Raw genomic sequence first — 25,791 nt, forward strand, 5'->3', positions numbered from 1 at the left:
CATCGGCGATGATCCTAGGATGGTTCTATGACGATCAACGACGCTGTGACTACTCTCCTCGATGCCCGCCGACTGCAAGGTCTCCTGACGAACCAGAGCGGCCGTGTCATCGCCCAGTATTCCTTCCTCAATGCCGAGGGCAACAGCTACCTCTCCCACCTGGCAGATATCAGCGGTGAACGACCGCGCCGAATCACCCGCGGCGATCAGTCCATCGGCCCGGCCGCCGTCAGCGACTCGGGCACCGTGTACTTCGCGGCCAAGCGCACCGGCGAAGACGGCAAAGATGCCGAAAGCCCCAGCCTCTGGGCCCTGCCGGAGACCGGGGAAGCACGCAAGCTCGCCGATCACGACGGCGGATTCTCCCGAATCGAGGTCAAAGGCCACTCCATGATCGTGCAGTTCCCCGTCCACAGCTGGGCCGCGAACGAGGACGAACACCAGGAATACAGTCAGGAACGCAGGAAATCGAAGGTCAGCGGAATCCTCCACGCGGGTTTCCCCATCCGCCATTGGGATCATGACCTGGGCCCGGGACAGGAGACCCTCGCGGTCGCAGACCTGACCGAGATCACCGACGAGTTCGACGATGACCTCACCCCCGACGCCACACGGGGCGCTGCTGAATCCGAGACGACCACGTCTGACGGTGCCACGTCCACCACCCCGGCCGCCGAGGCCACCAGCTGCAGCGAAGACTCGACCACAGCCGCTTCCATCGGACTCACCTTTCGCTACCTGCCTCTGCCGCCGGGACGACTCGTCGACTGGGCCGTTGATGAGGAAGCACAGTTCGTTCTCGTCCAGGTCGAGAAGCCGATCTCGGGTCAGCTCGAGGCCAGCGAGATCTGGCAGCTCGACCTGCACAAACACAGTGCACCCCGCCTGCTGGTCGAGGCCGCCGCCGACCACGGTTTCGGCGTCGAGGCGATCAGCCCCGACGGAACCCACGCCCTGGTCACTCGCGAGCAGTTCTGGACGTCGAAGACGAACCTGTCCGCAACGCTCATGCTCCTCAACCTCGACACAGGCTCAGTGGAGCCAGTCTGGCCCGAAGCCGATCACTGGTTCGAACCCGTCTGGGCCGACGATTCGACGATCGTGGCAACTGCTGACGACCACGGACGCGGCAGTGTCTTCATCGGTGATGTCAACGACGAACAGCCTCGGCGGCTGGTGGGCGGTCCGGGGCAGAAATATGCCTTTGCAGGACTGCAGGTGCAGGGAATCACGGTCGTGGCGACCGCCTCGGCGATCGATGTCGCACCACTGCCCATCGCCATCGACCTGATCTCGGGTCAGATCAGCGAGCTCGCCAACCCGGCGAACGTCATCGACGGGGCAGGCACCCTCACCGAGGTGGCCGCCGTTGGTGACGACGGCACCGAGGTGCGAGCCTGGTTGGCTGTGCCCGACGGGGAAGGTCCGTTCCCACTCGTCGTATTCGCGCACGGCGGGCCCTGGGGGTCCTGGAACTCCTGGACGTATCGGTGGAACCCGGGACCGTTCGCGGCCGCCGGATACGCGGTGCTGCTGCCGGATCCGGCGATCTCCACCGGCTACGGCCAGTCGATGATCGACCGCGGTCAGCAGGAACTGGGTGGGGCGCCCTTCACAGATATCCTGGCGCTCACGGATGCGGCCATAGAACGCCCCGACATCGATGCCGAGCGCACCGCTCTGGCCGGCGGATCCTACGGCGGGTACATGGCGAACTGGGTGGCCGGGCACACCAGCGAACGGTTCAGATGCATCATCACGCACGCCTCCCTGTGGAACACGACGTCGATGGGACGGACCACGGACAACGCCTCTTGGGACGTGGCCATGCGGAAGCAGTCGGGGACGTACTCGCCGCACCTGTTCGCCGACCGGATCGAGGTGCCGATGCTCGTCATCCACGGTGACAAGGACTACCGGGTGCCCATCGGGCAGGGGCAGGAACTCTGGTACGACCTGCTGTCCCGGTCGAAGACGCCGCTGGACGCGGAGGGGCAGACACAGCATCGCTTTCTGTACTTCCCCGACGAAGGACACTGGGTGGCCGGTCGCGGCAATGCCGAGGTCTGGTACCGCACGGTCCTGGCGTTCCTCGACAGGCACGTCCTCGACATCGACGCCCAACGCGTCCGCACTCTGGGGTGAAGGCAGAAATCGGACCGATGACGACAGACAGCGACCAGGCGAACACGACGACGCCCGCAGACACCATCATCCGCAATGCCATCATCCTCGACGGCGATCCGGCTGGTTTCACCGTGGACACGGCCGATGACTGGCTTGCCGAGGCCGGGGGAGTCGTCATCGCACGCGGCCGCGGTTCGGGCTGGCAGGACCTGAGCACCTCGGCGAGAGTGAGGACCATCGATGCAGAAGGCGCGTACCTGGTCCCCGGCTATGTCGACATCCACTGCCATGGAGCCGGCGGCTCGAGCGCCGAGGACGGGGATGACGGACTCGACGAGGTGCTCGCCGTCCACCGCCGGCACGGAACCCGGGCGCTCGCCCTCTCCTTCGTCTCGGACACGATCGAGGGTCTCTGCGACTCCCTGACGACCGGAGCCAGGCTCGTGAGGGAGAAGCCTGGCGTACTCGGATTGCATGCTGAAGGTCCGTTCCTGTCCCCGGACTTCAAGGGCGCCCACGCACCCGAAGTTCTCACGTGCCCTACCCCCGAGGCGGTCGAATCGATCCTGACGGCTGCAGACGGAACGTTGGCCCAGATCACGATCGCCCCCGAACTGCCCGGTGCGCTCGACGCGATCTCACGGTTCACCTCGGCGGGGGTGAGCGTGGCCATCGGGCACACCGCAGCCGGCTACGAGGAAGCGGGCCGTGCCTTCGACGCGGGCGCGAACATCCTCACCCACACGTTCAACGCGATGTCCGGCATCCACCACCGGGCGCCCGGTCCGATCCTCGCCGCGATCGAGGCAGGACACGTCACGCTCGAACTCATCAACGACGGAGTGCACGTGGCGACCGCTCCTGCAAGGATGCTGACGCGCCTGGTGCCCGGCAGGATCGCGCTGATCACCGATGCCATGGCCGCGACAGGGATGGCCGACGGGCGGTACATGCTCGGATCTCTGCCGGTGCAGGTGGAGGATTCCGTGGCGCGACTGCTGGGCGAGGACGGTTCGACCGGGTCCATTGCCGGCTCCACTCTGACCATGGAAGATGCGGTGATGAGAGCCGTTACCGAGGTGGGAATGACCCCGCTTGAGGCGGTCCGGGCCGCGAGCCTGGTGCCGCTGCGGGCACTGGGGGTCATCGCCGAGGACGAGCTCAGTCTGCTGCGCGTGGGAATGCCCTCCGAGCACCTGCTGCTGAACGCGGACATGAGCATCCGAACAGAGAACATGGCACGATAGGAGACATGGATGCCCTGCTCCTCATCGACACCGACGACGCCGAGATCTTAGTCGACATCGTCGGCCGTACTCGCACCGTCGGCGGTGTCCTCATCTTCGCCTCGACGAAGGACGAACTCGTCGACGTCGACGATGAGGAACTGTCCATCTTCGTGCCCGACGAAGAAGACCTCGTGCTGCGTTCGGAGAAGCCTGACGTCTTCGACGGCATCCGAGACCTGGCCCCCGGCCTCCACGACATGGGCATTGACCGCATCGTCATCGCCGGTGGGGACGTGAGCACAGTCGCGAATTCCGAGGATGCAGATGCCCTGGACGGTGCAGATGCCCCGGATGGTGCAGGCAGCACGGATGGCGCGGATGACGCAGACGCTCCCGACGACACCGGCGCCGGCGATCTGCCGGGATCGGTTCGTGCCTCCGCGATGGCCGCTCTCGTCTGCAACTTCGACGTCGTCGTCCTCTCCGACGCGGTGATCGACCCCGAAGGTCAACCCGTGACCTGGCTGGACTCGGCCGAAGAAGCCGGAGCCATGATCAAGAAGACCGCTGACACCTGGCTGAGGATGTGAATTCCGACGGCACCGAGCAACGCAGCTCAGCTCAGGACCTGCTCCTCTTCGGTGGTGACAGGGTCGCTCTGGCGCCGTAGGCCATATTGGTTCTACACTGTGTAGAAGATTTGAGTCTTCTGAGGCTCAGCCACGGTGCCATCTGTGCGAGCAGCCCAAGGAGAGGAGGGGCATGACCGGATCGAACAAGTCGGTTCGTGCTCTCTTCGCCGCGCTCATGACGACTCTGCTGGCCGTGCTTATGCACGTCGGCGCCGGTGGCACGACCTCGGTCGTCGGCATCGTGATCGTCTTCGTCTTCGCCTTATGGGCCGCAATGATCCTCGCTGGTCGTCGGCTCGGATATCTGGCGTTGGGATCACTGCTCGGCTTGGGCCAGATCCTCATGCACCTGTCGATGGGTTGGTTCACCGCCGCACCCGCTGCCACCGGTGCAACGACGACCGGAATGGCCATGGGCCACCAGCACATGAACCACGGGACCGGTGCCCTCGACGTGGGCCAGGCTGGGTCTATGTCCCATCCGATGTCGCACATGGCCGGTGACGGCTCGAGCGCGAGCCTGCCCATGGTGCTCGCTCACATCGCCGCGGTCATCGTCACCGCAGTGGCCCTCAAGCGCGGCGAAGACATCATCCTCACCATCCTGCAGCTGGCGCTGGGACCGGTCGCCACCGCACTTCGGTCACTCGCCGAGGCGGTCGGTGTACTGGCCGAATTCCCGACCCGATTCGTCCAGGGCGAGTTCCATCTGCCACAGGCCATCACCTCTGCCGTCGTCGGCCCGAACTACCGACGCGGACCGCCCGCTCTCGTCTGAACTCAGAACCTCACCATCGGCGGAGACCCCGCCGACTCACACATCATTGGTGACAGCCATGCACCGTCGCGGACGAGCAGTACCGTGTGCCCGATCGTGTCCATGCGCCTGATTGCGCCCGATCGCGTCGGCGTCCGATCGTAAGTCGCGACCTGTGCCCGGCTGCACCGACAAGCTGAAAGTGCAGACGAAATGCGAAAGAACACCACCCTGATGGCCACCATGGCAGTTGCCTTCATGATCGGCCTCAGTGCCTGCAACCAGAGCCAGGCGAGCGAGCCCGAAGAAGCCAGCAGCTCCCAGATCAGCGTCGACTCCCTGAGTCTCGACAACGCCTGGGTCAAGGCCGCCGACGACGGCATGACCGCTGTCTTCGGAGAACTCGAGAACAACAGCGACAAAGACATCAACCTCGTCGCCGCGAAGTACGATGACGCTGACCAGGTCCAACTCCACGAGACTCTCGAAGACAACTCGGGAGGAATGTCGATGCAGGAGAAGAAGGGCGGCTTCACGATCCCTGCGGGCAAGTCCCTGAGCCTCAAGCCCGGTGGCGATCACATCATGGTCATGGGGTTGGCGAAGCCGATCAAACCCGGCGAGGAGATCTCGTTGGAGCTCGTCACCGCCGATCAGCAGAGCTTCCCGGTGACCGCCATCGCCAAGGACTATTCGGGTGCGCAGGAGAACTACGCCCCTGGCGAGGCCGATGGCGAAGGCGACGGCGCCGACCACGATGACATGGACCGTACGGACATGGACCACGACGAAATGGACCACGGGGACATGGACCACGACGAGATGGTCCACGGGGACAACGATGACCACTGAGTCTGAGTCCAGAGATGCCTCTTCTGATTCTCACGGCTTCAGCCGCCGACGTCTCATCGCATCGGTGGCAGCCGCCGGAGGGACGGGAGTGGTCGGCGCCGTCGCAGGCTTCGGTGTGGGACGATCCGGTGCTGGCGGCCGTGCCGAGGACTCGCCGTCCCGGGATCTCCGCGGAGCCAACGGGTCGCTCACCGAACCGTTCTACGCCCCTCACCAGTCCGGGGTGGAGACTCCTCCGCAGGCTCACGCGCACTTCCTCGCATTGACGCTGAAACCCGGAATCGACGCCGCCGAGGTGGTCCGCTGGCTGCGACTGCTCACCGCAGATGCCGCCGCCCTGACGCAGGGCGGCGGCCCACTGGCCGACTCCGAACCCGAACTCGCCCACGATCCGGCGCGATTGACGGTCACGTTCGGATTCGGCCGCGGCCTTGTGACGCTGGCGGGGCAGAATTCCGTGCCCACCTGGTTAGGTCCACTGGAGAAGTTTCCGATCGATGATCTCGAACCGGACCTGTGCACAGGCGATCTGCTCCTGCAGATCTGCGGTGACGATCCGCTGGCCTTGGCACATGCACGAAGGATGCTGTGGAAGGATTCCCGGACCTTCGCCGAGGTGGCCTGGCAGAGGGATGGGTTCCGCCGTTCCTACGGCAGCAAAGCAGAGGGGAAGACCCAACGGAACCTCTTCGGACAGTTAGATGGGACAGCCAACCCCGGTCCCGGATCCGAAGACTTCGCGCGCATCATCTGGGGACAGGGCACCGGCAGGGAAGATGCGGTGTACTCCGCGCGCGGGGAACCGCCGGACAACCTCGGTGCACATCTGCCTGAGTGGATGCGCGGGGGAACGACCCTGGTGCTGCGCGATATCGCGATGAACTTGGACACCTGGGATAGGGCTGACCGGCCGGCACGCGAGTTCGCGACGGGACGGACCCTCGATCAAGGCGCACCGCTGTCGGGCACTGACGAGTTCGATGCTCCCGACTTCACCGCGGTCGACAAGCGCGGCCTGACGAAGATCTCGGCGGCTTCGCATGTGGCCAGGGCTCGCGATGGGCTGGGCCCGGAGACTCAGATCCACCGGCGAACGTTCAACTACGAGACGGGGGCGGGGGAGGAAGCCGGACTGCTGTTCGCATCGTTCCAAGCCGACATCGACCGGCAGTACCTGCCGATCCAACGCCGCCTCGCCGAGGTGGATCTGCTCAATGAGTGGACCACGCCGATCGGGTCGACGGTGTGGGCGATTCCGCCGGGCGTCCAGGAGGGGGAGTACATCGGACAGAGCCTCTTCGAGAGGTGAAGCTGTTCAGAACAACGGGCGGGGGAGTGCATCTTCGAACTCGAGCAGCCAACGCTTGGTGGCCAACCCTTCGCCGCGACGACCGCCGGAGTAGCCGCCCAGCCCATCGCTGGCCACGACTCGATGGCAGGCGATGACCAGCGGGAGTGGATTCAGGCCCATGATGCTGCCGATAGCCCGTGCGGGGATTCCCGTCCCGCTGCGCCGGGCAAGCTCGCCGTAGGTGACGGTGGTGCCGGGTCCAACCGTCTCGTCGAGAGTGGTGAGCACCGTCCGCGCGGTTGCCGAGATCTGCCCCAGGTCCAGGGGCAGATCGAAGGTGGTCAAGGTTCCGTCGAAGTAGGCGCGAAGCTGTCGCAGTGCTTCGACGAGAAGAGGGTCAGCGTCGGGGCCAGCAGTGCCCAGACCGGTGTCGTCGAGCTGACCGGATTCTGTGTCCGACTCTCGCCAAGTGACTCGGGTGATGGACCGCCCGTTGCTGGTGACGGTGATGGGGCCGACGGGAGTGCCCGTCGTAGCTTGAGTAGAAAAATCCTCGGTATGGAACTCGTACGAACTCATCGTCATACATCTCCTCCCTGTCGGTGCAAAGCCAGCGCACTATTACGGCCGAGCCATAGGGCGCTGTTGAAGGTCACGGCGCTGAGTTCGTTCACCAATCTGCGAAAGACCCTCCGGCTCTTGTGAACGAGCCGAAGGGTCTTTCGAATGGGTTCAGGGCATCATGATCTGATTCCCTGAACTTGGATCACTTCTCTTCGTCGGCGATCTCGCCCTCGTAGGCGTCTGGGTTGCTCTTCAGCCATTCGGCAATGGCTGCTTCGCCATCGTCCTTGTGCTCATTGACGACGAGATCCTCGAGGTCACCGTACTGCTTGTCATCGAGCTTCATCTTGCCGATGTAGTCAGCGGCCTCTGGGAAGTCTTCGGCGAATGACTTGGTGCCGGTGAAGTGCAGCTTCTCCGCCTCGCCCATCGCGCCCTTCGGATCCTCGAGGTCCTTGACCGGGTAGGCGTTATTCGCCCAGAACGGGCGCCACAGTGTGACGACGATGTCCTCTTCGGCGTCGGTGGCATTGCCGAGCTCGGTGAGCATGGCTGCTGTCGACGAGGTGACGAGCTCGTACTCCTTGTCCAAACCGTAATCGGGGATCATCTTCTTCGTGGCCGCGGTCAGACCGGCGCCGGGCTCGATGCCGATGATCTTTCCGTCGAAGTCCTTGCCCTTGCCTTTGAGATCCTCGATCGAGTTGATGTCCTTCATGTACTTCGGCACCGCGATGGTGAGCACAGCGTTGTCGTAGTATGCACCGACATCAGAAAGATCGTCGCCGTATTTGTCGATGTACTGTTTGTGCGTGACCTCGGGCCACGAGGAAGGGTACATGTCGACGTCGCCATTGGCGATGCCGGCGTAGAGGACTGCGGCGTCGCTGAAGGTTTCGGTCTCGACATTGTAGCCGAGCTTTCCGAGCTGGTCTTCGAGCAGCAGCGAGACGCTCTGGCCATCGGTCCAACCGGTGACGTAGCCGAGTTTGATGTCGCCCTTGTCACCGCTTCCGCCGTCGTCCTTAGCCGCTTCCTGCGAGCAGCCGGTCAGGGCTAGGCCGAGGGCCGCGACTCCGGCGATGAATGTGGTGAGGAATCTATTCTTCATTGTATGTTCCTTTTCTCTTGTATTCGACAGGTTGTGTCTGTGACGGCTGGGGATGGTCAGGCCTGTGCAGCAGTGGCCTTCTTCTTTGCGCTCCGGTTACGGAATGTAGCGATCAGTGAGTTCGGAAAGTCCTTCGCAGTGCCCAGGGCGGCTGTCACTCTGTCGAGGTAGACCGCAATGATGACCACGCCGAGTCCGGATTCGACGCCGAGTGGCAGGTTCTGGCTGGCGACCGCTTCGACGACGTTCTTGCCCAAGCCGTCGGCCCCGACGAAGCCGGCGATGACGGCCATGGCCAGAGCAAGCATGATGACCTGGTTGATGCCGGCCATGATCGTCGGCGTAGCGAGCGGCAGTTGGACGCCCCTGAGGATCTGCCCCGGTGTTGCACCGAAGGACTGACCGGCTTCGACCGTCTCCGAGTCGACTCCGCGAATTCCGAGTTCGGTGAATCTCACACCTGGAGGCAAGGCGAAGATGACCGTCGAAACAAGGCCGGGCACCACACCGATGCTGAAGAAGGTGACAGCGGGAATGAGGTAGACGAATGCGGGCATGGTCTGCATGAAGTCGAGCACGGGTCGGATCATGGCAGAGGCCGTATCGTTCCTGGCCGCCAGGATGCCGACCGGGATTGCGATGATGACTGCGATGACCGCGGCAATGATGACCAGTGCCAGTGTCTGCATCGAGGGCACCCACTGATCCATCGTCACGATGAAGAACAACGTGATCAGCGTCCCCAGCGCCATCTGCCAGGACCGCAGGACCCAGCCGATGAGCGCGAGCAGAATCATGATGACGAGAGGATGCAGATCAACCAGCACATTGGTGAGTGAATCGATGAGGAAGGTGAAGAGGAAGGTGATGAAGTCAAAGAACCAGGCGACGTTGTCTTTGAGCCAGTCGAAGACAGTGTCGACCCAGACTCCTACTGGGATTCTGATGTTCTCCATTAGAGATCGCCCCTCCCACTTGCCGCTTCGGTTTCTGACGCATCATCCGTCTCGGCGAGGATCTGGTCGATGAGTCCGGTGTCCACTGGTGCAGTCCACTCCAGGTTGGCGTCATCGTGGGTCTGCTCTCCGTCCCCGTTCTGGCTGCCCAGAGCGGCGAGCAGGGTCGCTCGAGGGACGACCCCGACGAGATGCCCTTCGTCATTCGTCACTGGTACAGGAAGAGGGGTCTCCGATGACGGGAGGAACAGCTCGATGAGCAGATCCTCGGGTGATGCTGATGTCGTCATCGGTTGGATGATCTCGTCCAGGGTGTTCCCGCCATTGCGGAGATGGTCGATGCAGTCACGATCGCTGACGACACCGAGGAATTTGCGGTGGCGGTCGGTGACGTAGATCGCCGAAGCATTGCTCTCACGCATGTTGCGCAGAGCAACACGAGGTCCGTTCTGGTTGGTCACGACCTGTCGTGCCTTTTCCATCACGTTGCTCGCTGTCAGGACACGGGCACGATCGACGTCGTGGACGAACTGTGCGACGTAGTCATTGGCGGGATCGGTGAGGATCTCTTCTGGTGTGCCGACTTGGACGATGCGCCCGTTGCGCATGACTGCGATCCGATCACCGAGGAACATTGCCTCGTTGAGATCGTGGGTGATGAAGATGATGGTCTTCTTGAGCTCGCCCTGCAGCTCCACGAGCTGCTCCTGCATCTCGCGCCGGATGAGCGGATCCAGTGCAGAAAACGCCTCGTCCATGAGCAGGATGTCGGTTTCGGCAGCGAGTGCTCGTGCCAGACCCACACGCTGCTGCATGCCGCCGGAGAGCTGCTCGGGGTACTTGTCTCCCCAGCCTTCGAGGCCGACGGCTTTAAGCCAGCGGTCCGCGACTTCGTCGCGCTTGGCCTTCTCCGTCCCTCGGATCTCAAGTGCATAGGAGGCGTTGTCGCGAACCGTCCGGTGCGGGAGCAGCGCGAAGTGTTGGAAGACCATTGAGATGTGTTCGCTGCGTACCTTGCGCAAAGCTGCCGCATCGATCTTGGCGATGTCTGTGCCCAGGACTTCGACTGACCCCGTGGTCGGAGCCCACAGCCCGTTGAGTGTGCGGATAAGAGTGGACTTGCCGGAACCGGAGAGTCCCATGACGACGAAGATCTCACCCGCTTCGACCTCAAAGCTGGCATCGATGACCGCCGCTGTGCCGAGCTTTGTGAGTTCGTCGCGATCTGCACCTTCTTCAAGACGCTTGACGACTTCCTTCTGACGCTTGCCGAAGACCTTGTACACGTTTGACGCTTTGACTACGCTCACGTGATTCCTCCTTACATTCTTGAACTTCCGCAAGAACGAGAGGCTTCACCCCCGTTTTGCGATGCGGTGGTGGTCGATCCGAACTGGGTCGATCGCTCACTCGCCTCACCGCACACGGATATCTCACTCCCTATTGTAGTTTTGTTCAGGATTTTCGGTAGTAGTTTTGTCGATAGAACACGGAGCGGCGAACTTGACGGCCGCTCTGACCTGGGGTTATGTAGACCAATGCGTTACTTGATTGTTACAAACCGCTCTTGAGGCATATAGGTATAGCCTTATTCGATTTGTTACACAATGCGGATTTTTGATGGTGAACGAGGTTGTCCGCTCTCGGAGGAGATACGGCCTTGAGTCAGCGACTATTCAGAGAGAGGAGTTCAAGAACCAGCGCTCAGGAACCCGATGATCTCCGCAGTGACCACCTCGGCGAACTCTTCGAAGAAGCCATGCCGACCTCCAGGGGTGATGCGGATACGGGAGTTCGGTATGCGCTCATGCAGCAGGTGGGCGTTGGCCACGGGGTTCATGAGGTCCTCGTCGCCGTGGACGATGAGCGTCGGTGCAGCGATCTCCGGCAGGCGCTCCCACGCATTGTGACGGGCACTGATGCGCAGATGTGCCGCGGACTCCTGGGCGGTCATCGTGTCATCGCCGAGGAGTTTGCTGTACCTCGGGGCCGCTGTCCAGTTCGGGGTGTAGAACAGTGAGAACAGGTACTGGGTGTGTTCACGACCGCGCAGACGTGCCAGGTTCTGGCCCACTTCTCGGGGCCGTCTGACGGAATTGGGCCCTCCGGGTGTCGTGCACCCCAGAACCAGAGCGTCGACGCGATCAGGGAAGTCCACAGCCAGCATCTGAGCGACTCGCCCACCCATCGACGTCCCGTAGACGGCAGCACGAGTGACGCCCACATGGTCGAGAACCTCGGCGGCGTCGGCGGCGAAGCTTGCAGTCGAGAGTTCACTCAGTTCACCGCGGCTGCCGCCGGTGCCGCGGTAGTCGAAGGTGACGGTGCGAAACTGGGGTTCGAAGTCCGAACGCAGTTCGTCCCACCATGCGTGAGAGTTCGATTGCCCTTGGAGAAGGAGCAGGGCAGGTGCCTCGGGTGGGCCGCTGACCTGGATCGCGAGCGGAAATCCGTCTCGAGCGGTGATGGTCATCTGGTCCCTGGTCTCCACGTGGTGTTCCTCTTCGCTGGTGCGCCGGCCCAAGCACCTAGGCTTGGGCCATGAAGCAATTGCCGTTCCTCAATGATGCCGCAGGTCACCGGGCTGCTGTCGATTCGTCCACGGCTGCTGACTCGCGGCGCCCGGCCATCATCGTTCCCGTCCAGGCAACCGTGCCCGAAGAGATCCTAGGACAGTGCAGGGCCATCGCCGACACGGGAGTCGTCGACGTCATCGAATGGCGCATCGATCCCGTGATCGACTGTGTCGCGGATGAGAGCAGCCACGGGGCCGTCCCGATTGCTCCCCAGAAACTCGCCGAGGCGGTCCTGGGCTTGGCGCCGCATGTGACTGCGGCGGGGCTTCCGGTTCTCATCACGCTGCGGACAGGGTTCGAAGGCGGGAACGCTGAAGTGAGCGAAGAGGTCTATACGGAGATCCTCACGACACTCATCACCGGGATTGCCGGAACGTCTGGTCGATCCGTACGATCCGGACCGAGGGAACCGAGTGCGGGTGTCACGTGGGCACTCGATGTCGAAATCGATCGCCGTGGTGCCGCGGAACTCATCGACATGGCGCATGGCGAGGACCTCCCGGTGGTGGCCTCGCACCACAACTTCGCCGGAACGGACTCGGCGGAGGCGTTGGCAAACACATTCACGAGGATGGGTGCGGCCGGGGCAGATGTGGCGAAGATAGCGATGATGCCGGCGAGCAGGGCGGACGTCGCAGAGCTGCTGGGGGCCACCGCGCGAGCGGCGGAGACCCTTGAGGTTCCCGTGCTCGGAATCTCGATGGGTCAGCTGGGCAGAACCAGTCGGGTCATGGGCGCGGACTTCGGAAGCTGCGCAACGTTCGCGCAGCTGGGGGAGGCGTCGGCACCCGGCCAGATCGCCGTTGCGGATCTGGCCAGGGTGATCGCCGAACTCTACGGCTGACCGCTCAGCGGCTCCGACCCATCAGCCGGTCGAACGATCAGCGATGCTGATTATTCAACGGAGCCGCCTGGTCAGTCGACGCCTTCTTCGATCTGCTTGCGGAACTTCTTGGGCAGAGCCTCGTCGCCGAAGCTGTTGCGCACGGTGCTGGCGGCGATGCGCTGCACGACGAGCTGTGCCACTGCGACGCCGACGCCGGAGACGATGGTCCAGGCCAGAGCCTCGGACATCGAAATCTCGTCATCGACGGGGTTGTTCGGTGCTGGTCGTTTGGTCGCCTTCTCCCAAGTGAAGGTCAACGCCTTTCGAGCCGCGAATGCTGCCACGATGGGCGCTCCGACGCCGATGACCTGCCATGCGAGCTTTCCCATGCTCGTGTCCTTTCGTTAGACGTTGTGCCTGCGGCGATGATGCGCCGCGCAGATGTCGCTGGGGTGCGAATCCGTACGTGACCACACTAGCGCAGGAGACCCATTCATAAGCATGAGGCAGAACTTCATACTTTCGAGGGATGTGGCGCGCGCATGCGAGCGATAGATTGAAGCTTCAGTGCACGAGAGGAGCTGGAATGCTCAGCAGATGGAAAGTCGCGGTCATCACCGGGCTGTTCGCCTTCGGCGCGCTGAGTTTCATTCTGGGGCTCTTCCCGCTGCTCGCCGACATCTTCTGGATCCTGTGGTTCGCCGGCTGCGGGGCATGCATCCTCGCGCTGGTCCTGACGGTGGTCGTGCCGTCTCCTCGTTCCGCATCGAATCGTTCCGAGACAGGCCGTCCCGACACGAGCCGACTTGAAGCAGGACGTTCCGCAGTGAACCGGCACGCACCGAGGCAGTCGGCAGCGGATTCGGCCGACGGCGTCAGCCGGCCATGATCAGTCTCTGAAGCTGCGTTGTCAGTACCTCGTCTCGCGGGATCGGGTTCCCGTCCAGCTGATTGAGTGACACGGCTGTGCGCATCGAGGACACATACCAGGCACCATCTGCCTCGATGACGTCGCCCAGGCCGAAGTCTGCATATTCGGCACTGAGCCCGAGCTCTCCCGCATGGTCGAAGATCAGGCGCTGCGTCGTCCCCGAGAGCAGACCTGCCTCCGGATTCGGTGTGAGAAGGCGGTCGCCTCGGCGAATGATGAGGTTGGACGTCGGTCCCTCGAGGACGACTCCATCGTGGGAGACGAACAGGGCCTCGTCTGCGCCCTGCTCCGCTGCGTATCTTCCGGCGGCCTGGTTGACCGCATAGGACAAGGTCTTCGCGCCGATGAGCAACCAAGGTGCCTTGCTTCCCAAGTAGGCGTCGTAGCCGCGATCGAGGCTGACGGCGGAGATGCCCTGTGCGCGTGCTCGCGTGATCTTCTCGTCGACGGGAACGTTGAAGGCCCACCCTCGTGGGCTCTGGCTTCCGTCTGGATTCTGGGTTCCGCGTGAAAGCGCGTAGCGGACCCCGAACTCGGTGAGGCTCGGAGCAGCTGCACGCACCTCGGCGATCACGGTGTCGAGACTGCGGTCCCATAGCTCCGGTTCCGGATCGGGCAGACCCAGCGCCGAGGCGGACGCGCAGAATCGTGCGAAATGGCGATCACGAGACACCACGGTCACGCCGCGGTCGATGCGCACGAGAACGGTCTCGAAGATGCCGTCGCCACGATGGGCCGACAGGTCCGTGACAGGGAGCTGCGGGTCGCCGAGATCGGCTACCTCGACGGTGGACGCGGCAGGGTCGATCAGGACAAGGGTATCGGTCATACAGACAGTCTAGGTTCTCGGAAAACCTGCGCCGAGAGGCTGCTGCGCTCAGCCTGTGCGCAGCAGAAGCCGTGGTCAGCCTGCGCTGACGCCGAACAGGAGGCCGAGAGCGTATGTCACGGCCGCTGCACCGAATCCCACCGCAAGCTGTCTCAGGGCGCGTGGTCCCGGAGCGGTTCCGGAGAGCAGGCCGACTGTGCCGCCGGTGAAGAGGAGTGCGATGCCGACGAGGCCGGCGGAGAGGAACACGGCGGGCAGGCCGGACATGCCGAAGATGTAGGGCAGGATCGGGATGAGGGCGCCCGAGGAGAAGAAGGCGAAGCTCGACAGCGATGCCCCCAAGCCGGTGCCCAGCTCGTTGCGGTCGACGCCGGAGTCGAGGCTGGGCAGCTGAGGAGCCGCGTTCTTGTTCTTGGCTGCGGCGATCGTCCGATGTGCTCGAGCATCGGCTTCGGGGGAGTCCATGCCCCTGGCGCGGAAGACGAGAGCGAGCTCGTTGGCATCGATGTTGAGATCTGCCAGTGCGTGGCGGGATTCAGGATCAGGTGTCGATGCATCGAGCAGCTCGCGCTGGGACCGCACGGAGATGTACTCCCCGGCCGCCATGGACAGAGCCCCTGCGAGCAGGCCGGAGACGCCGGTGAGCAGAATGACGTGGTTGCCCACCCCGGCAGCGCCGACACCGAGGACGAGCGCGAGGTTCGACACGAGCCCGTCATTGGCGCCGAAGACTGCGGCCCGGAAATTGCCCGACAGCCGGGCCCGGGAGCGGGCGGCGAGAGCGCGCACAACCTCGGCGTGGATCCGCTCGTCGGCGGCCATCTCTGCCGATGCCGCCTCGTCGTCGTCATAGGGTGAACTCGTCTCCGACTGCTGCGCCAGAGCGAGAACGAAGACCGACCCGAACATTCGACCCAGGAACGCAAGGCTCAGGGTGACCAGATCGGGGGCCCGCTTCTTCTGCGCATGCTCGCCGAGGAGGTCGATCCAGTGTTCCTGATGCCGGGATTCGGCGGTGGCCAGAGCGAGGAGTATCTCCCGGTCTTCGCCGGTGCGACGCTCGGCCAGGTTGCGGTAGACGCGCTCCTCGAGCCGCTCGTTCGCAAGATATCGCTGCCAGCGTCTGATCGTCCGGCGATCGGGCTTATAGGCAGCGTCGGGGGTTGTCGATTCGTTGTTCATCACTGGTCTGATTCTACTTTGAGTAGGCATTTGAATTCAATACTTGCGCAATTGATGAAGTATTGGTTGTTATCGATTCGTTACCTCAAAGGTCCAGGGGATGGACTAGATTAAAGCTCAATGTGAGTTGTGTCACCGTTTCGTTATAGATGTATGTATTTCGTTACCAATGGCGAAGACATTGCGAAACGTGAGAATCAAGCTTCCCCTTGAGCTCGACCGGTTGCCACCGCTGCTGTTGCGAACTTCTGCCAGCAGCGGTGCATCAGGTTCGTGTTCAGCTATTCGTGTGCTGCGATTACCCCATGGGTGACGTTCGGTCGATGACCGGACGCGGTCAGAGATGCCCGCTCGCGAACGTGTGCGAAAAGCAATCATGGTTCGTCTGGCACCTGAGGAGCGAAAGGAACTCTATGAAGTTGCGTACCAAAACATGGTTGGCGGTCACCGCCGCCACCGGTCTGGCTCTCGGCGGATTCAGTCCGGCACTGGCGGCGGGGAACGCGGGGCCGACCGAGCACACCGATATGGGCGTCACCGGCGACGCCGTGATGGATCATCTGCAGAAGATCTCCGATATCTCGACTTCCCACGCCGATGAGGGGTTCCGCGCCTTGGGCACTCCCGGCTATGAGGAGTCGGTTGAATACGTCGAACAGACGCTTGAGGCAACAGGTGCCTTTGACGTCGAACGACAGGCCTTCGAAGTCGACGATCAGACGTTCGGCGAGGTCGCCGTCAGTGTTGACGGCGAGGAGGTCGAGGTCACCCCGGCCAGCTACACCGAGGGCACCGAAGAACCGCTGACCGATCTGTCGGTGGCGCTGCCGGTCGACGATGACTACAGCGACCTGGCCGGCGGTCAGCTTGGCTGCGAGGCCAGCGACTTCGATGACAGCGCCGAGGGCGCACTCGTGCTCGTCGCCCGCGGCACCTGTTCCTTCGGAGAGAAGACCCAGGCGGCCACGGATGCCGGAGCCGCAGCGGTCATCCTCTACAACAACGACACCTCTGCCCCCGATGAGGCACTCAACGCAACCCTCGGCGAACGTGTCGAGAATGGAGCGCCCACAGTCGGCGTCAGCTACAACGTCGGCAACGATCTGCTGACCAAGATCGACGGCGCCTCCGAGGATGAGCCGCTGCTGGCGGACTTCACCCTCGAAACCGAATACACCACCTCGACGACCTGGAACGTCGTCGCCGAAACCAAGGCCGGCGACCACGACAACGTCCAGATGTTCGGCGCCCACCTCGACGGTGTCCGCGAGGGTCCGGGAGTCAATGACAACGGGTCCGGCTCAGCTGCACTTCTGGCCAGCGCCGAGGCTCTGGCCAAGCAGCCGACCGAAGCCGACAACGCCATCCGCTTCGGCTGGTGGGCCGCGGAAGAGGTCGGACTCGTCGGTTCGACCCACTACGTCGAAAGCCTCGGAGACGCCGAGCTCTCGAAGGTCAAGTCGTACATGAACTTCGACATGATCGGCTCCGACAACTACATCGTCGGCACCTTGGATTCGGACGGCTCCGATGTGCCGATCCCGGACGGCGTCAATGTGCCCGAAGGATCGGCGGAACTCGAGAAGATCTTCACCGACTACTTCGCCGATAATGATCAGCCCAACGTCGGAACCGACTTCTCGGGCCGTTCGGACTACCAGGCTTTCATCGACAACGGCATCCCAGCCAGCGGCCTGTTCTCCGGTGCGGATGGAACGAAGACTGAGCAGGAAGCTGAATGGTTCGGCGGAACCGTTGGTGACAAGCACGACACCAACTACCATCAGCCCACGGACACGATCGAGAACGTGAACCAAGAGTCTCTCGATATCTTCGCGCCGGCCATCGGCTATTCGGTGCACACGCTCGCCTACGATCTCAGTGATGCGCCGGACCCGACCGATCCGCCGACCACTCCACCGACGGAGACTCCTACCAAGACGCCGACGGATGATCCGACGCAGACCCCGGGCGAGCGGAGTCTGAGCATCAATCCGACAACGATCGACCAGGCTGACTTCGTCGGTGAGAAGGGAGTCCAGGTGACAGCCGCCGGCTGCACCCCGGACACCACTGCCACGATGACCGTGGAGCCGCAGAACGGCGAGATCGAGAAATTCGAGCAGGCTGCGACGGCAGATGCCGATTCCGTGGCCAAGTTCGGCGTACGTGGTCTCGACGAGTCCAAGGCCGCAACCTACGTCGGACAGTACGACGTCACGGTCGACTGCGACGGCGGTGACCCGCTGTCCGGTTCCTTCGAGGTCCTCGCCGAGGACGGCGACGGCCCGGGTGCCGGTGACGGCGGCGGAGACCTGCCGCGCACAGGCAATGAGGCCCTGCCCCTGGTGATCTCGGCGGGCGCACTTATGGCGCTCGGCGTGATCATGACAATGGGAGCTCGCCGCCGCAAGGCCTGAGCATCCCCCGAATGCCACGCGGGCCGGTGACTGCAAAAGTTCACCGGCCCGCGTGCCCATTCACAGTCTTCAGCACCCGCTCATCTTGGTCAGGCAGAATTGGTTCGTGACTCCCAAACTCTTCTTCAAGACCTTCGCCATTGCAGAGACCATCACCTGGACACTGCTCATCATCGGCATGATCCTCAAATACACCCATATCACCGAGATCGGGGTGCGCATCGGCGGCGGCATCCATGGGTTCGTCTTCATCTGCTTCGTCATCGCCGTGCTCGGCGTCGGCACCTCGCAGATGTGGAGCAAGAAGCGCATCGCCACGGGCCTGGCCTCGGCCATCATTCCCTACGCCACGATTCCCTTCGAACGATCCGTGGAAAGGACAGGAGCGCTGGAGGGGGGCTGGGGGCTGGGCGCGAACGGTCGTACCCCGCGGAACTGGTTCGAGAAGCTCACCTCCTGGGCGATCCGCTCACCATTCCTGGCCATCGGTGTGGGAATCATCTTCGTCATCATCATCTTCAGCGGACTGCTGTTCCTCGGTCCTCCCGGCGAATGGGGCAAGTGAACGACGCGTAGCCTCGGCGGGCCTGTCCAGGACATGCAGACTCGCATAGGATGAACACAACGGGCGCTGTGGTCCCACTGTGCCTGGCCCCTTCCAATCCAGAATCTCGGAAAGGCTCAAGTGGATTTCATCCTGGGCGCCGTAGTCATCGGTGTCATAGTCATCATCGCCCTGATCGCGTTCTTCGTGATCATGCGCTCGATCAAGATCGCCTCCCCGTCTGAGGCCCTCATCATCACCGGCCGCAATGCCAGCAGTTCGGGCGGTACCGGTCGCATCATCATCGGTGGGCGCTCAGTGGTCTATCCGATCGTGCAGAAGGCATTCATCCTGTCGCTGTCCTCACGTCAGATCGCCGTCGCGATCGACGGCATCTCGATGAACGGCATCGCATTGCGCCTGCACGGAGTTGCGCAGGTCAAGGTGGGTGGCACCGAGGAAGACGTGCGCAAGGCAGCACAGCGCTTCCTCGATCAGCAGGATCAGATCGAGCCCTACAGCACAGAGATCCTCTCCGGTACGCTGCGTGCCGTCGTCGGTACGCTGACCGTTGAGCAGATCATCCAGGATCGCGCTTCCTTCGCCTCGCAGGTGCAGGAGGAATCAGCGCACTCGATGAACAACCAGGGTCTGGTCATCGACACATTCCAGATCTCTGCGGTCGAGGACGAGGGCAGCTACCTGAAGGACTGGGGTCGCCCGCAGGCGGCGGAGGTCGCGAAGAATGCCGCCATCGCCGAGGCGAACGCCAGTCGCGCCTCGGCCGTCGAGCAGGCGCTGCAGAACGAGTCAACCCAGAAGCAGCAGGCTCTGACAGATCAGGCAATCGCCGAACAGCAGCAGCAGCTCGCGCTGCGGCGTGCGGCGCTGAAAGAAGAAGCCGATCAGCGTCAGGCGGGTGCCGATAACGCCGGTCCGCTGGCGAACGCGGCGGAGAAGCAGAAGCTGCTCGAACGCGACCGAATCGTCGCGAAGGAAGCCGCAGAGTTGCGTGCCGAACAGCTCGATGCCGAGGTCAGGCGTCCTGCCGATGCGGAGCGGTACCGCCAGCAGGCAGAAGCTGACGCGCGAGCCTACGATGTCGAAGCCCAGGGCCGAGCCGAGGCAGCCGCCGAGCTGCATCGTCGTTCGAAGGACGCTGAGGCCATTCGCCTCGAGGGCGAGGCTCAGGCCGATGCGATCAGGGCGCGCGGTGAGGCAGAAGCTGGAGCCCTCCAGGCTCAGGCTGAGGCCTACAAGAAGTTCAACGATGCCGCCGTGCTGTCGAAGGTCCTCGAAGTTCTGCCGACCATCGCCGGCGAGCTCGTCGCGCCCTACGCGAACATCAAGGACCTCTCGATCGTGTCCACCGATGGTGAGTCCAAGCTCGCGAACTCGGTATCGAACAACCTCGCTCAGGTGCTCGAGGTCGTGCGCGGCACCACCGGCATCGACCTCAGCGATCTGGTCAGCAAGGCCCAGAACCAGGGCGGATCGAAGTCCGCGACCGGCTGGGGCAGGGATGACTCGACCGGATTCGACGATGCGGGTGATTTCGCCGGTTCGGGTTCTGCAGGCGGTGGAGCCGACGACAACGATCAGGTCGTCGAAGGCGAGATCTCCGAGGGCCACGGCGGCCAGCCGGGTCGCGGGGATCGCTCAGGTCGCGGAGATCGCTCGGGTCGCGGGGGGCCGAAGCCCACTGGTTTGGGAGATCCCAGTGCATGGTCGAGTGGGAATTTCGACCCGAAGGACTACCTCGACGAGAACGGTGAGCTCGACCTCACGCACATCGGCGATGACGTGAAGAAGGCCACTGGAATCGACGTGCAGTCCTACATCGCCGAGGCGCTGCGCCGACGCGACGGTCGTGACGGCGATTCGGACGGGACGGGCGGTCCCGACAGGAAATAGTCTGTGCCGTGATCGGCATTCACACTGCCCGGCGGTGACCCTCGGGCAGTGTGCGGAACTGATGCGTACGTGCTTGGCAGCAGATGCCGGGCATGTACGCTTTCTGCGTCCGGGTCTGCTGCGCGGGCCCGCCTCGGCGGCAGTTTGAAGTTGGAGCGGGACGGGCAGCGGGCACCGGTACGCGCTGAGTTCGAGGGATGACGCACTCATTCATAAAGACATGCGCATATGTTAATGTGACCATGAAGGAGGTTTCCATGGCTCATGATCACTCGCACAGCTCAGGATCGCGTCGACGCTTGGCGATCGTCTTCGGCATCGTCCTGTTGATCTTCGTCTTCCAGGTGATCGGCTCGATCATGACGGGCAGTCTGGCGCTGCTCATCGACACCGGACATAATTCCGTCGACCTCATCGGCATCGGGATCGCACTCTTCGCCGCCACCCTGGTCCGCAAGCCGCCGAAGGGTCAGAAGACCTGGGGGTTTCGCCGAGCCGAGGTGCTTGCCGCCGGAGCGCAGGCGACTCTGCTGCTGGGGCTCGGCGTCTACAGTCTCATCGAGGGCATCCGTCGCTTCTTCGTCCCTCCGGAGGTGCCGGGCCCGGAACTGATGTTCTTCGGCGTCGTCGGACTTCTCGGCAACATCGTGTCGATCATCATCCTCAGTTCCTCCAAAGAGCAGTCGCTCAACCTCAAGGCCGCGTTCCTCGAGGTCATCGCCGATGCGTTGGGATCCGTCGCCGTCATCCTCGCCGCCGTCTCCATCTGGCTCTTCGACTGGACCCGCGCCGATGCCGTGGCAGCCCTGTTCATCGCCGCGCTGATCGTCCCACGAGCCTTCTCCATCCTGAAGGAGACCGGATCGATCCTGCTTGAAGTCGCCCCCAGGGAACTCGACCTCGACAGGGTCAAGATGCACATTGAAGGAGTCGAGCACGTCCAAGAGGTCCACGACCTTCACGTGACGCGCATCGATTCGAACCTCCCCGTGCTCACCGCCCACGTGGTCCTCGCCGACGAATGCTTCTACGACGGTCATGCCCCGCGAATACTCATCGCGCTCCAGGAGTGCCTGGCTGAGCACTTCAAGGTCGCGATCGAACACTCGACGTTCCAGTTCGACAGGGCGAAGGACGCGGCCCAGGAGACGCACACCCACACCTGAGGCTGATGGCCCCCGCCGGAGACGCAGACCCTGACGTTAGCAGTCGCACGCCCGAGTGTCGGAGCCACTCCTCCTCACCGGATCCGCTGGCCCCAGCTGCCGTTGTCGCTCATTGCGGTGATCGGCCGCCGCGAGGAACAACAGTTGGTAACTTCTGGTCGAATCCGCCCGATTCTTTCGATCAGAAGTTACCAACCGTTGGACTCTACCCAGCGGCTCAGCTCTGCGGCAGGATCTGCAGCGAATCGGTGCGGAGCTTCTCGAGCCTCGAGGGGTCGATCGACACGCCGAAGCCGACACCGGTGGGCACATCGACCTTGCCGTCATACATGACGATCTCTTCGGTGATGTCCTCGTGGAAGAAGCGATTCGATCCGGAGATGTCTCCGGGCAAGGTGAAGCCGGGCAGTGATGCCAATGCTGCATTGGCGGCACGGCCCAAACCGGTCTCGACCATTCCGCCGTGCCAGACTGCCACACCATGTGCGGCGCAGAGATCATGGATCTTCTTCGCCTCGATGAAGCCGCCCACGCGTCCGGGCTTGATGTTGATGACGGCTGCCGCGCCCATGGAGATCGCATCGGCGGCGGCTTCAGCGGAATCGATCGATTCGTCCAGACACATCGGAGTCTCCATCAGCTTCGCGAGCTCGCCGTGCTGGCGGATGTCGGCTTCTCCCAAGGGCTGTTCGATGAGGAGGAGGCCGTAATCGTCGAGTCTGCGCAGGTGGGAGGCATCGACGAGGGTGTAGGCGGCGTTGGCATCGACCTGGAAGCCGAAGTCGTCGCCGAAGGCCTTGCGCACCGCGGCGATCGGGGCAATATCCTTACCCGGCTTGATCTTGAGTTTGATGCGGGCGTATCCCTCGTCCAGATACCCGCCGATGACTCTGACCGTCTCTTCGACAGAATCCTGGATGCCCACGGAGACTCCGGAGGGGACGGAGTCGACGACGCCGCCCAGGTAGGTCTTGAAGGACTGGTCATTGAGTTTGAGCTGGGCCTCGATGACCGCCATCTCCAGCGCCGACTTCGCCATCGGGTGACCGATCACGTGACGCAGGTGCCAGGACACGGTCTCCGCAGTCAGATCGTCGACGTCGAAGAGGATCGGAGCCAGCCATCGCTTCGTCACATCGATGCCCGAAGCCACGTACTCAGAAGAGTAGAGCGGGGAGATCATCGCCACCGACTCACCCCAGCCCGTGATCTCACCCTTCGGGGTGTCGAAGGTGGCCTCGACGAGGTAGCAGTCCTTCTCCGTCTCCCGCATGAATGAGGTCTCGAAGGGGGTGACGAGGGGAATGGACACCTGGTGGAGAGTGATTGACTTGAGTTTCATGCGCCATGCACCTTCTTTGTGTTCGGGGCTGATGATCCTATGACCCAGCCTATAACCACTCGCAGGACCGCCTCGGCGGGCATTGGAGTATGGGACAGAAGTGGACATGCGAAGCGCGGACCGCGGCGATTTCGATGGACCAGAATGGTCGATTCCAGCGGCGAGACTGACATGAGTCTCCTTCGGAATACTCCGACAGGATTCCTTGTGGTCACCGGCGTGCTCGCACCATCCGTCTCACGCGCCGGTCTGCCGCTGGAGCGCGTGCGTCCGACATTGGTACTGTGAGTCAAAGATCCCGCTCAACTCAAGGGAGAGCTACGTGAACGACTACCTGCGGTCGCTCAAGGGCCGGAAGCAGAAGTGGTTCGGACTCAAACTGCCAGTCAAGGCTGCACTTGCGCAGCCGTATCTCCACCCGATGCTGAGGACGGTGGCGCCCCACATCAACGGCATCAAGGTCGGCAGGCTGCCCGCACCGATCGGACTCACCGAGGTCCGCGGGCGTGCCGGAGGCGCAGGCTTCTACCTCGTCGATCCGTTCCGTTGCGAGATCGCCAAGGAGTTCTACTGGGGCAAGGGCCGCCGGACGGAGGCAGAGGACGCCTTCGCGCTCGACCTCATGGTCGAACTGTCCCGCGACGCGGACGTGTTCCTCGACATCGGTGCCTACACCGGGGTCTTCACGATGGCGGTGCTGGCCGCGAATCAGACTGCGGTCGCCCACTCGTTCGAGATCATCCCCGCCGTCGTCACCGGGTTGGAGAAGAACGTCGCGCGCAACCACCTCGGTGAACGGGTGACTGTTCATCCGACGGGCGTCGGCAAGCCCGGCACCACGATGCAGGTGCCCACCGGCGACGGAGGATCGGCATTGCCGTCGTTCTATGGGACTGGCATGGACTTCGACTCCGGTGCGCAGGTGCGCTTCACCTCGCTCGACGAGCTCCTCCCGGATCTGCCGCCCGGCCGTCCGCAGGTGACCGTGAAGATCGATGTGGAAGGTGCAGAGAACGACGTCCTCGACAACGGTCGGGAACTGTTGGGCACACTGCAGCCGGACATCCTGTGCGAGGTTCTCGACGACCGAGCGCAGCCCGAGCAGCTGATGCGCATCCTCGACCGCTTCGACTACCACTACTACCTTGTCGGCGACGATCACCTCAGCGCCTATGACGAGATCGTCCCCGACCCGCATTTCCGCGACTGGCTCTTCAGCACGAAGAACCCGGAGGACATGCGGGTCGCGGGCTATCCGGTCAGGTGACTGACCGAGTCAGCGCAGCGCGCTGAGGCTCGCTTCAACCCTGCGTGTTCCGGCTCGCTTCAGACCTGGAGCTGACCAGAGGAGTCAGTATCAGAGCTGATCGGCGATGAGGGCCGCGAGCAGAGCTGTGCGCGGGGCGATCTCAGCGATGACCGCGTGCTCGTGCTCCGCATGCGCGCCATCGCCCACGGCGCCCAGGCCGTCAAGTGTCGCAATGCCGTCACCGGCAGTGAAGTTGCCGTCCGAAGCGCCGCCCACGGACACGCCCTCCGGAGTGGGCAGGCCGAGTTCAGCGGCCAGGGCAGTGGCACGATCGAAGAGTTCAGCCGACTGCTCACGTTCGAACGGCGGACGGTTGATTCCGCCGATGACCTCGATCGACGAGCCTTCCAGCTGCGGGCGGGTGGCGAGTTCACGCATGGCTGCATCGACTCGATCGAGTTCGGCGGCCGTGCGAGCACGTACATCCACATCAACGCGCGCCTCGGCGGGAACCGTGTTCGAGGTGGTGCCCGCACTGATCACGGTCGGGACCACAGAGGTGCCCGCCGAAGCATCGGCAAGATCTGCGACAAGGGGCATGTGCAGGGCCAGCGCCATGCCCGCGTTGATCCCCTTCTCCGGTTCGAGCCCGGCGTGAGAGGCCTTGCCCGTGAATACGAGAGTGTAGTTGCTCGTGCCCTTGCGCTCGAGCTTGAGCGCACCGCCGGCGCTCGCCTCCATCACATACACAGCCTTCGCCTCGGCCGCCTCGGCGCGAATGAGTTCGGACGAGGAGATCGACCCGATCTCCTCATCGCCGGTGACCAGAATCGACAGTCCCTCAAGGGCGCCCTCGCCGAGGTGCTCGCGCAGAATCGCGCTCGCGTGGATGCTCATGATCGCCCCGGTGAGCATGTCGAAGCTGCCCGGCCCGCGCAGAATCCCCTCATCGGTGGAGAAGGGCTTGCGGGCCAAGGTCCCGTGCGGCCACACCGTGTCCTGATGGTTGAGGAGGACGACGCGGGCCGGGCCCGAACCGAAGCGCAGGCGCACATGGGCGGTGTCATCGACGGTGATGACCTCAGCGGTGGCCCCGAGTCGTTCGCACAGCAGTTCGACGAAGTCTTGGGCCCCTGCGGCCACGGCTTCCTTGTCGTGCGAAGGCGTCTCCTTCGTGATGACGCGTCGGATGTCATCGAGGATGAGGGGGAGGCGGTCGGTGGCCTTCGATACGAGGTCAGCGGACTGGAGATCTGAAGACAGTGAGGTGGTCATGCGCCGATTCTACGATGT

General features: G+C 63.2%; 24 protein-coding genes. 14 read left to right on the top strand and 10 right to left on the bottom strand.

All coding sequences use genetic code 11. From position 1 onward, the window contains the following. Positions 1–27: 27 nt before the first annotated feature. The 6 genes from FO013_RS17740 (at position 28) to FO013_RS17765 (ending at position 6,906) form a co-directional block, all read left to right on the top strand. Entirely contained in the window at positions 28–2,145 is a 2,118-nt protein-coding gene (locus FO013_RS17740) for a S9 family peptidase (RefSeq protein WP_143923892.1), read from the top strand. 17 nt (positions 2,146–2,162) lie between these two features. Then, on the top strand, positions 2,163–3,374 hold the full coding sequence (locus FO013_RS17745) for an N-acetylglucosamine-6-phosphate deacetylase (RefSeq protein WP_143923893.1): 1,212 nt from the start codon (positions 2,163–2,165) through the stop codon (positions 3,372–3,374). 5 nt (positions 3,375–3,379) lie between these two features. Next, positions 3,380–3,946, top strand: coding sequence for a hypothetical protein (locus tag FO013_RS17750; protein WP_143923894.1), 567 nt, complete (start codon positions 3,380–3,382; stop codon positions 3,944–3,946). 172 nt (positions 3,947–4,118) lie between these two features. Next, positions 4,119–4,766 carry a hypothetical protein gene (locus tag FO013_RS17755; protein ID WP_143923895.1) on the top strand — a complete coding sequence of 216 codons (648 nt, stop codon included), beginning with the start codon at positions 4,119–4,121 and terminating at the stop codon, positions 4,764–4,766. A gap of 192 nt (positions 4,767–4,958) precedes the next feature. Continuing rightward, positions 4,959–5,597 (top strand): copper chaperone PCu(A)C, encoded by a 639-nt coding sequence (locus FO013_RS17760; RefSeq protein ID WP_143923896.1) that lies wholly within the window; start codon positions 4,959–4,961, stop codon positions 5,595–5,597. Beyond that, positions 5,587–6,906 carry a Dyp-type peroxidase gene (locus tag FO013_RS17765; RefSeq protein ID WP_143923897.1) on the top strand — a complete coding sequence of 440 codons (1,320 nt, stop codon included), beginning with the start codon at positions 5,587–5,589 and terminating at the stop codon, positions 6,904–6,906. Before FO013_RS17760 ends, FO013_RS17765 begins: the two co-directional genes overlap by 11 nt. 6 nt (positions 6,907–6,912) lie before the next feature. On the opposite strand, the gene FO013_RS17770 is transcribed toward FO013_RS17765, so the two are convergent. The 5 genes from FO013_RS17770 to FO013_RS17790 form a co-directional block, all read right to left on the bottom strand. After that, positions 6,913–7,473: a methylated-DNA--[protein]-cysteine S-methyltransferase gene (locus FO013_RS17770; RefSeq protein ID WP_143923898.1), complete on the bottom strand. Its 561-nt coding sequence runs from the start codon at positions 7,471–7,473 to the stop codon at positions 6,913–6,915. Positions 7,474–7,654: 181 nt separating this feature from the next. Next, positions 7,655–8,563 carry a glycine betaine ABC transporter substrate-binding protein gene (locus tag FO013_RS17775; RefSeq protein ID WP_143923899.1) on the bottom strand — a complete coding sequence of 303 codons (909 nt, stop codon included), beginning with the start codon at positions 8,561–8,563 and terminating at the stop codon, positions 7,655–7,657. Positions 8,564–8,619: 56 nt separating this feature from the next. Continuing rightward, complete coding sequence (locus tag FO013_RS17780; protein ID WP_143923900.1) at positions 8,620–9,519, bottom strand: ABC transporter permease; 900 nt, start codon at positions 9,517–9,519, stop codon at positions 8,620–8,622. Next, the gene (locus FO013_RS17785; RefSeq protein ID WP_143923901.1) at positions 9,519–10,829 is read right to left on the bottom strand and encodes a quaternary amine ABC transporter ATP-binding protein; all 1,311 of its coding nucleotides are present in this window, start codon (positions 10,827–10,829) and stop codon (positions 9,519–9,521) included. Before FO013_RS17785 ends, FO013_RS17780 begins: the two co-directional genes overlap by 1 nt. A 380-nt stretch (positions 10,830–11,209) precedes the next feature. Further along, complete coding sequence (locus tag FO013_RS17790) at positions 11,210–12,010, bottom strand: alpha/beta fold hydrolase (RefSeq protein WP_143923902.1); 801 nt, start codon at positions 12,008–12,010, stop codon at positions 11,210–11,212. Positions 12,011–12,060: 50 nt separating this feature from the next. On the opposite strand from FO013_RS17790, the gene FO013_RS17795 reads away from it, so the two are divergent. Further along, positions 12,061–12,939, top strand: coding sequence for a type I 3-dehydroquinate dehydratase (locus FO013_RS17795; RefSeq protein ID WP_260848245.1), 879 nt, complete (start codon positions 12,061–12,063; stop codon positions 12,937–12,939). Between the two features lie 71 nt (positions 12,940–13,010). Here FO013_RS17795 and FO013_RS17800 read toward each other — a convergent pair whose 3' ends face one another. Further along, positions 13,011–13,310: a DUF4235 domain-containing protein gene (locus FO013_RS17800; protein WP_143923903.1), complete on the bottom strand. Its 300-nt coding sequence runs from the start codon at positions 13,308–13,310 to the stop codon at positions 13,011–13,013. Between the two features lie 197 nt (positions 13,311–13,507). Between FO013_RS17800 and FO013_RS17805 the strand changes: the two genes are divergently transcribed. After that, positions 13,508–13,810 carry a hypothetical protein gene (locus tag FO013_RS17805; RefSeq protein ID WP_143923904.1) on the top strand — a complete coding sequence of 101 codons (303 nt, stop codon included), beginning with the start codon at positions 13,508–13,510 and terminating at the stop codon, positions 13,808–13,810. Here the strand turns inward: FO013_RS17805 and FO013_RS17810 are convergent. Then, positions 13,797–14,681, bottom strand: coding sequence for an aminotransferase class IV (locus FO013_RS17810; RefSeq protein ID WP_143923905.1), 885 nt, complete (start codon positions 14,679–14,681; stop codon positions 13,797–13,799). The genes FO013_RS17805 and FO013_RS17810 overlap by 14 nt on opposite strands. A gap of 75 nt (positions 14,682–14,756) precedes the next feature. Continuing rightward, positions 14,757–15,863, bottom strand: coding sequence for a VIT1/CCC1 transporter family protein (locus FO013_RS17815; protein WP_143923942.1), 1,107 nt, complete (start codon positions 15,861–15,863; stop codon positions 14,757–14,759). Between the two features lie 413 nt (positions 15,864–16,276). On the opposite strand from FO013_RS17815, the gene FO013_RS17820 reads away from it, so the two are divergent. From FO013_RS17820 to FO013_RS17835, 4 genes are all read left to right on the top strand, one after another. Further along, entirely contained in the window at positions 16,277–18,283 is a 2,007-nt protein-coding gene (locus FO013_RS17820) for a M28 family peptidase (protein ID WP_143923906.1), read from the top strand. 106 nt (positions 18,284–18,389) lie between these two features. After that, entirely contained in the window at positions 18,390–18,848 is a 459-nt protein-coding gene (locus tag FO013_RS17825) for a DUF3817 domain-containing protein (RefSeq protein ID WP_143923907.1), read from the top strand. Between the two features lie 120 nt (positions 18,849–18,968). After that, entirely contained in the window at positions 18,969–20,741 is a 1,773-nt protein-coding gene (locus FO013_RS17830; RefSeq protein WP_143923908.1) for a flotillin family protein, read from the top strand. A gap of 257 nt (positions 20,742–20,998) precedes the next feature. Beyond that, complete coding sequence (locus FO013_RS17835) at positions 20,999–21,907, top strand: cation diffusion facilitator family transporter (protein ID WP_143923909.1); 909 nt, start codon at positions 20,999–21,001, stop codon at positions 21,905–21,907. Between the two features lie 217 nt (positions 21,908–22,124). On the opposite strand, the gene menC is transcribed toward FO013_RS17835, so the two are convergent. Next, positions 22,125–23,249 (bottom strand): o-succinylbenzoate synthase, encoded by a 1,125-nt coding sequence (gene menC / locus FO013_RS17840; protein WP_143923910.1) that lies wholly within the window; start codon positions 23,247–23,249, stop codon positions 22,125–22,127. Positions 23,250–23,393: 144 nt separating this feature from the next. Between menC and FO013_RS22455 the strand changes: the two genes are divergently transcribed. Beyond that, a complete protein-coding gene (locus FO013_RS22455) occupies positions 23,394–23,537 on the top strand; it encodes a hypothetical protein (protein ID WP_186293187.1) in 144 nt (47 codons plus the stop codon). A 34-nt stretch (positions 23,538–23,571) separates the two neighbouring features. Continuing rightward, entirely contained in the window at positions 23,572–24,516 is a 945-nt protein-coding gene (locus FO013_RS17845) for an FkbM family methyltransferase (protein WP_143923911.1), read from the top strand. A gap of 90 nt (positions 24,517–24,606) precedes the next feature. Here the strand turns inward: FO013_RS17845 and FO013_RS17850 are convergent, their stop codons facing one another. Then, positions 24,607–25,773, bottom strand: coding sequence for a M20 family metallopeptidase (locus FO013_RS17850; RefSeq protein WP_143923912.1), 1,167 nt, complete (start codon positions 25,771–25,773; stop codon positions 24,607–24,609). Between the last annotated feature and the right edge of the window lie 18 nt (positions 25,774–25,791).

Origin of the sequence: Brevibacterium aurantiacum, assembly GCF_007558825.1 — a bacterium.
Taxonomy (GTDB): Bacteria; Actinomycetota; Actinomycetes; order Actinomycetales; family Brevibacteriaceae; genus Brevibacterium; species Brevibacterium aurantiacum_A.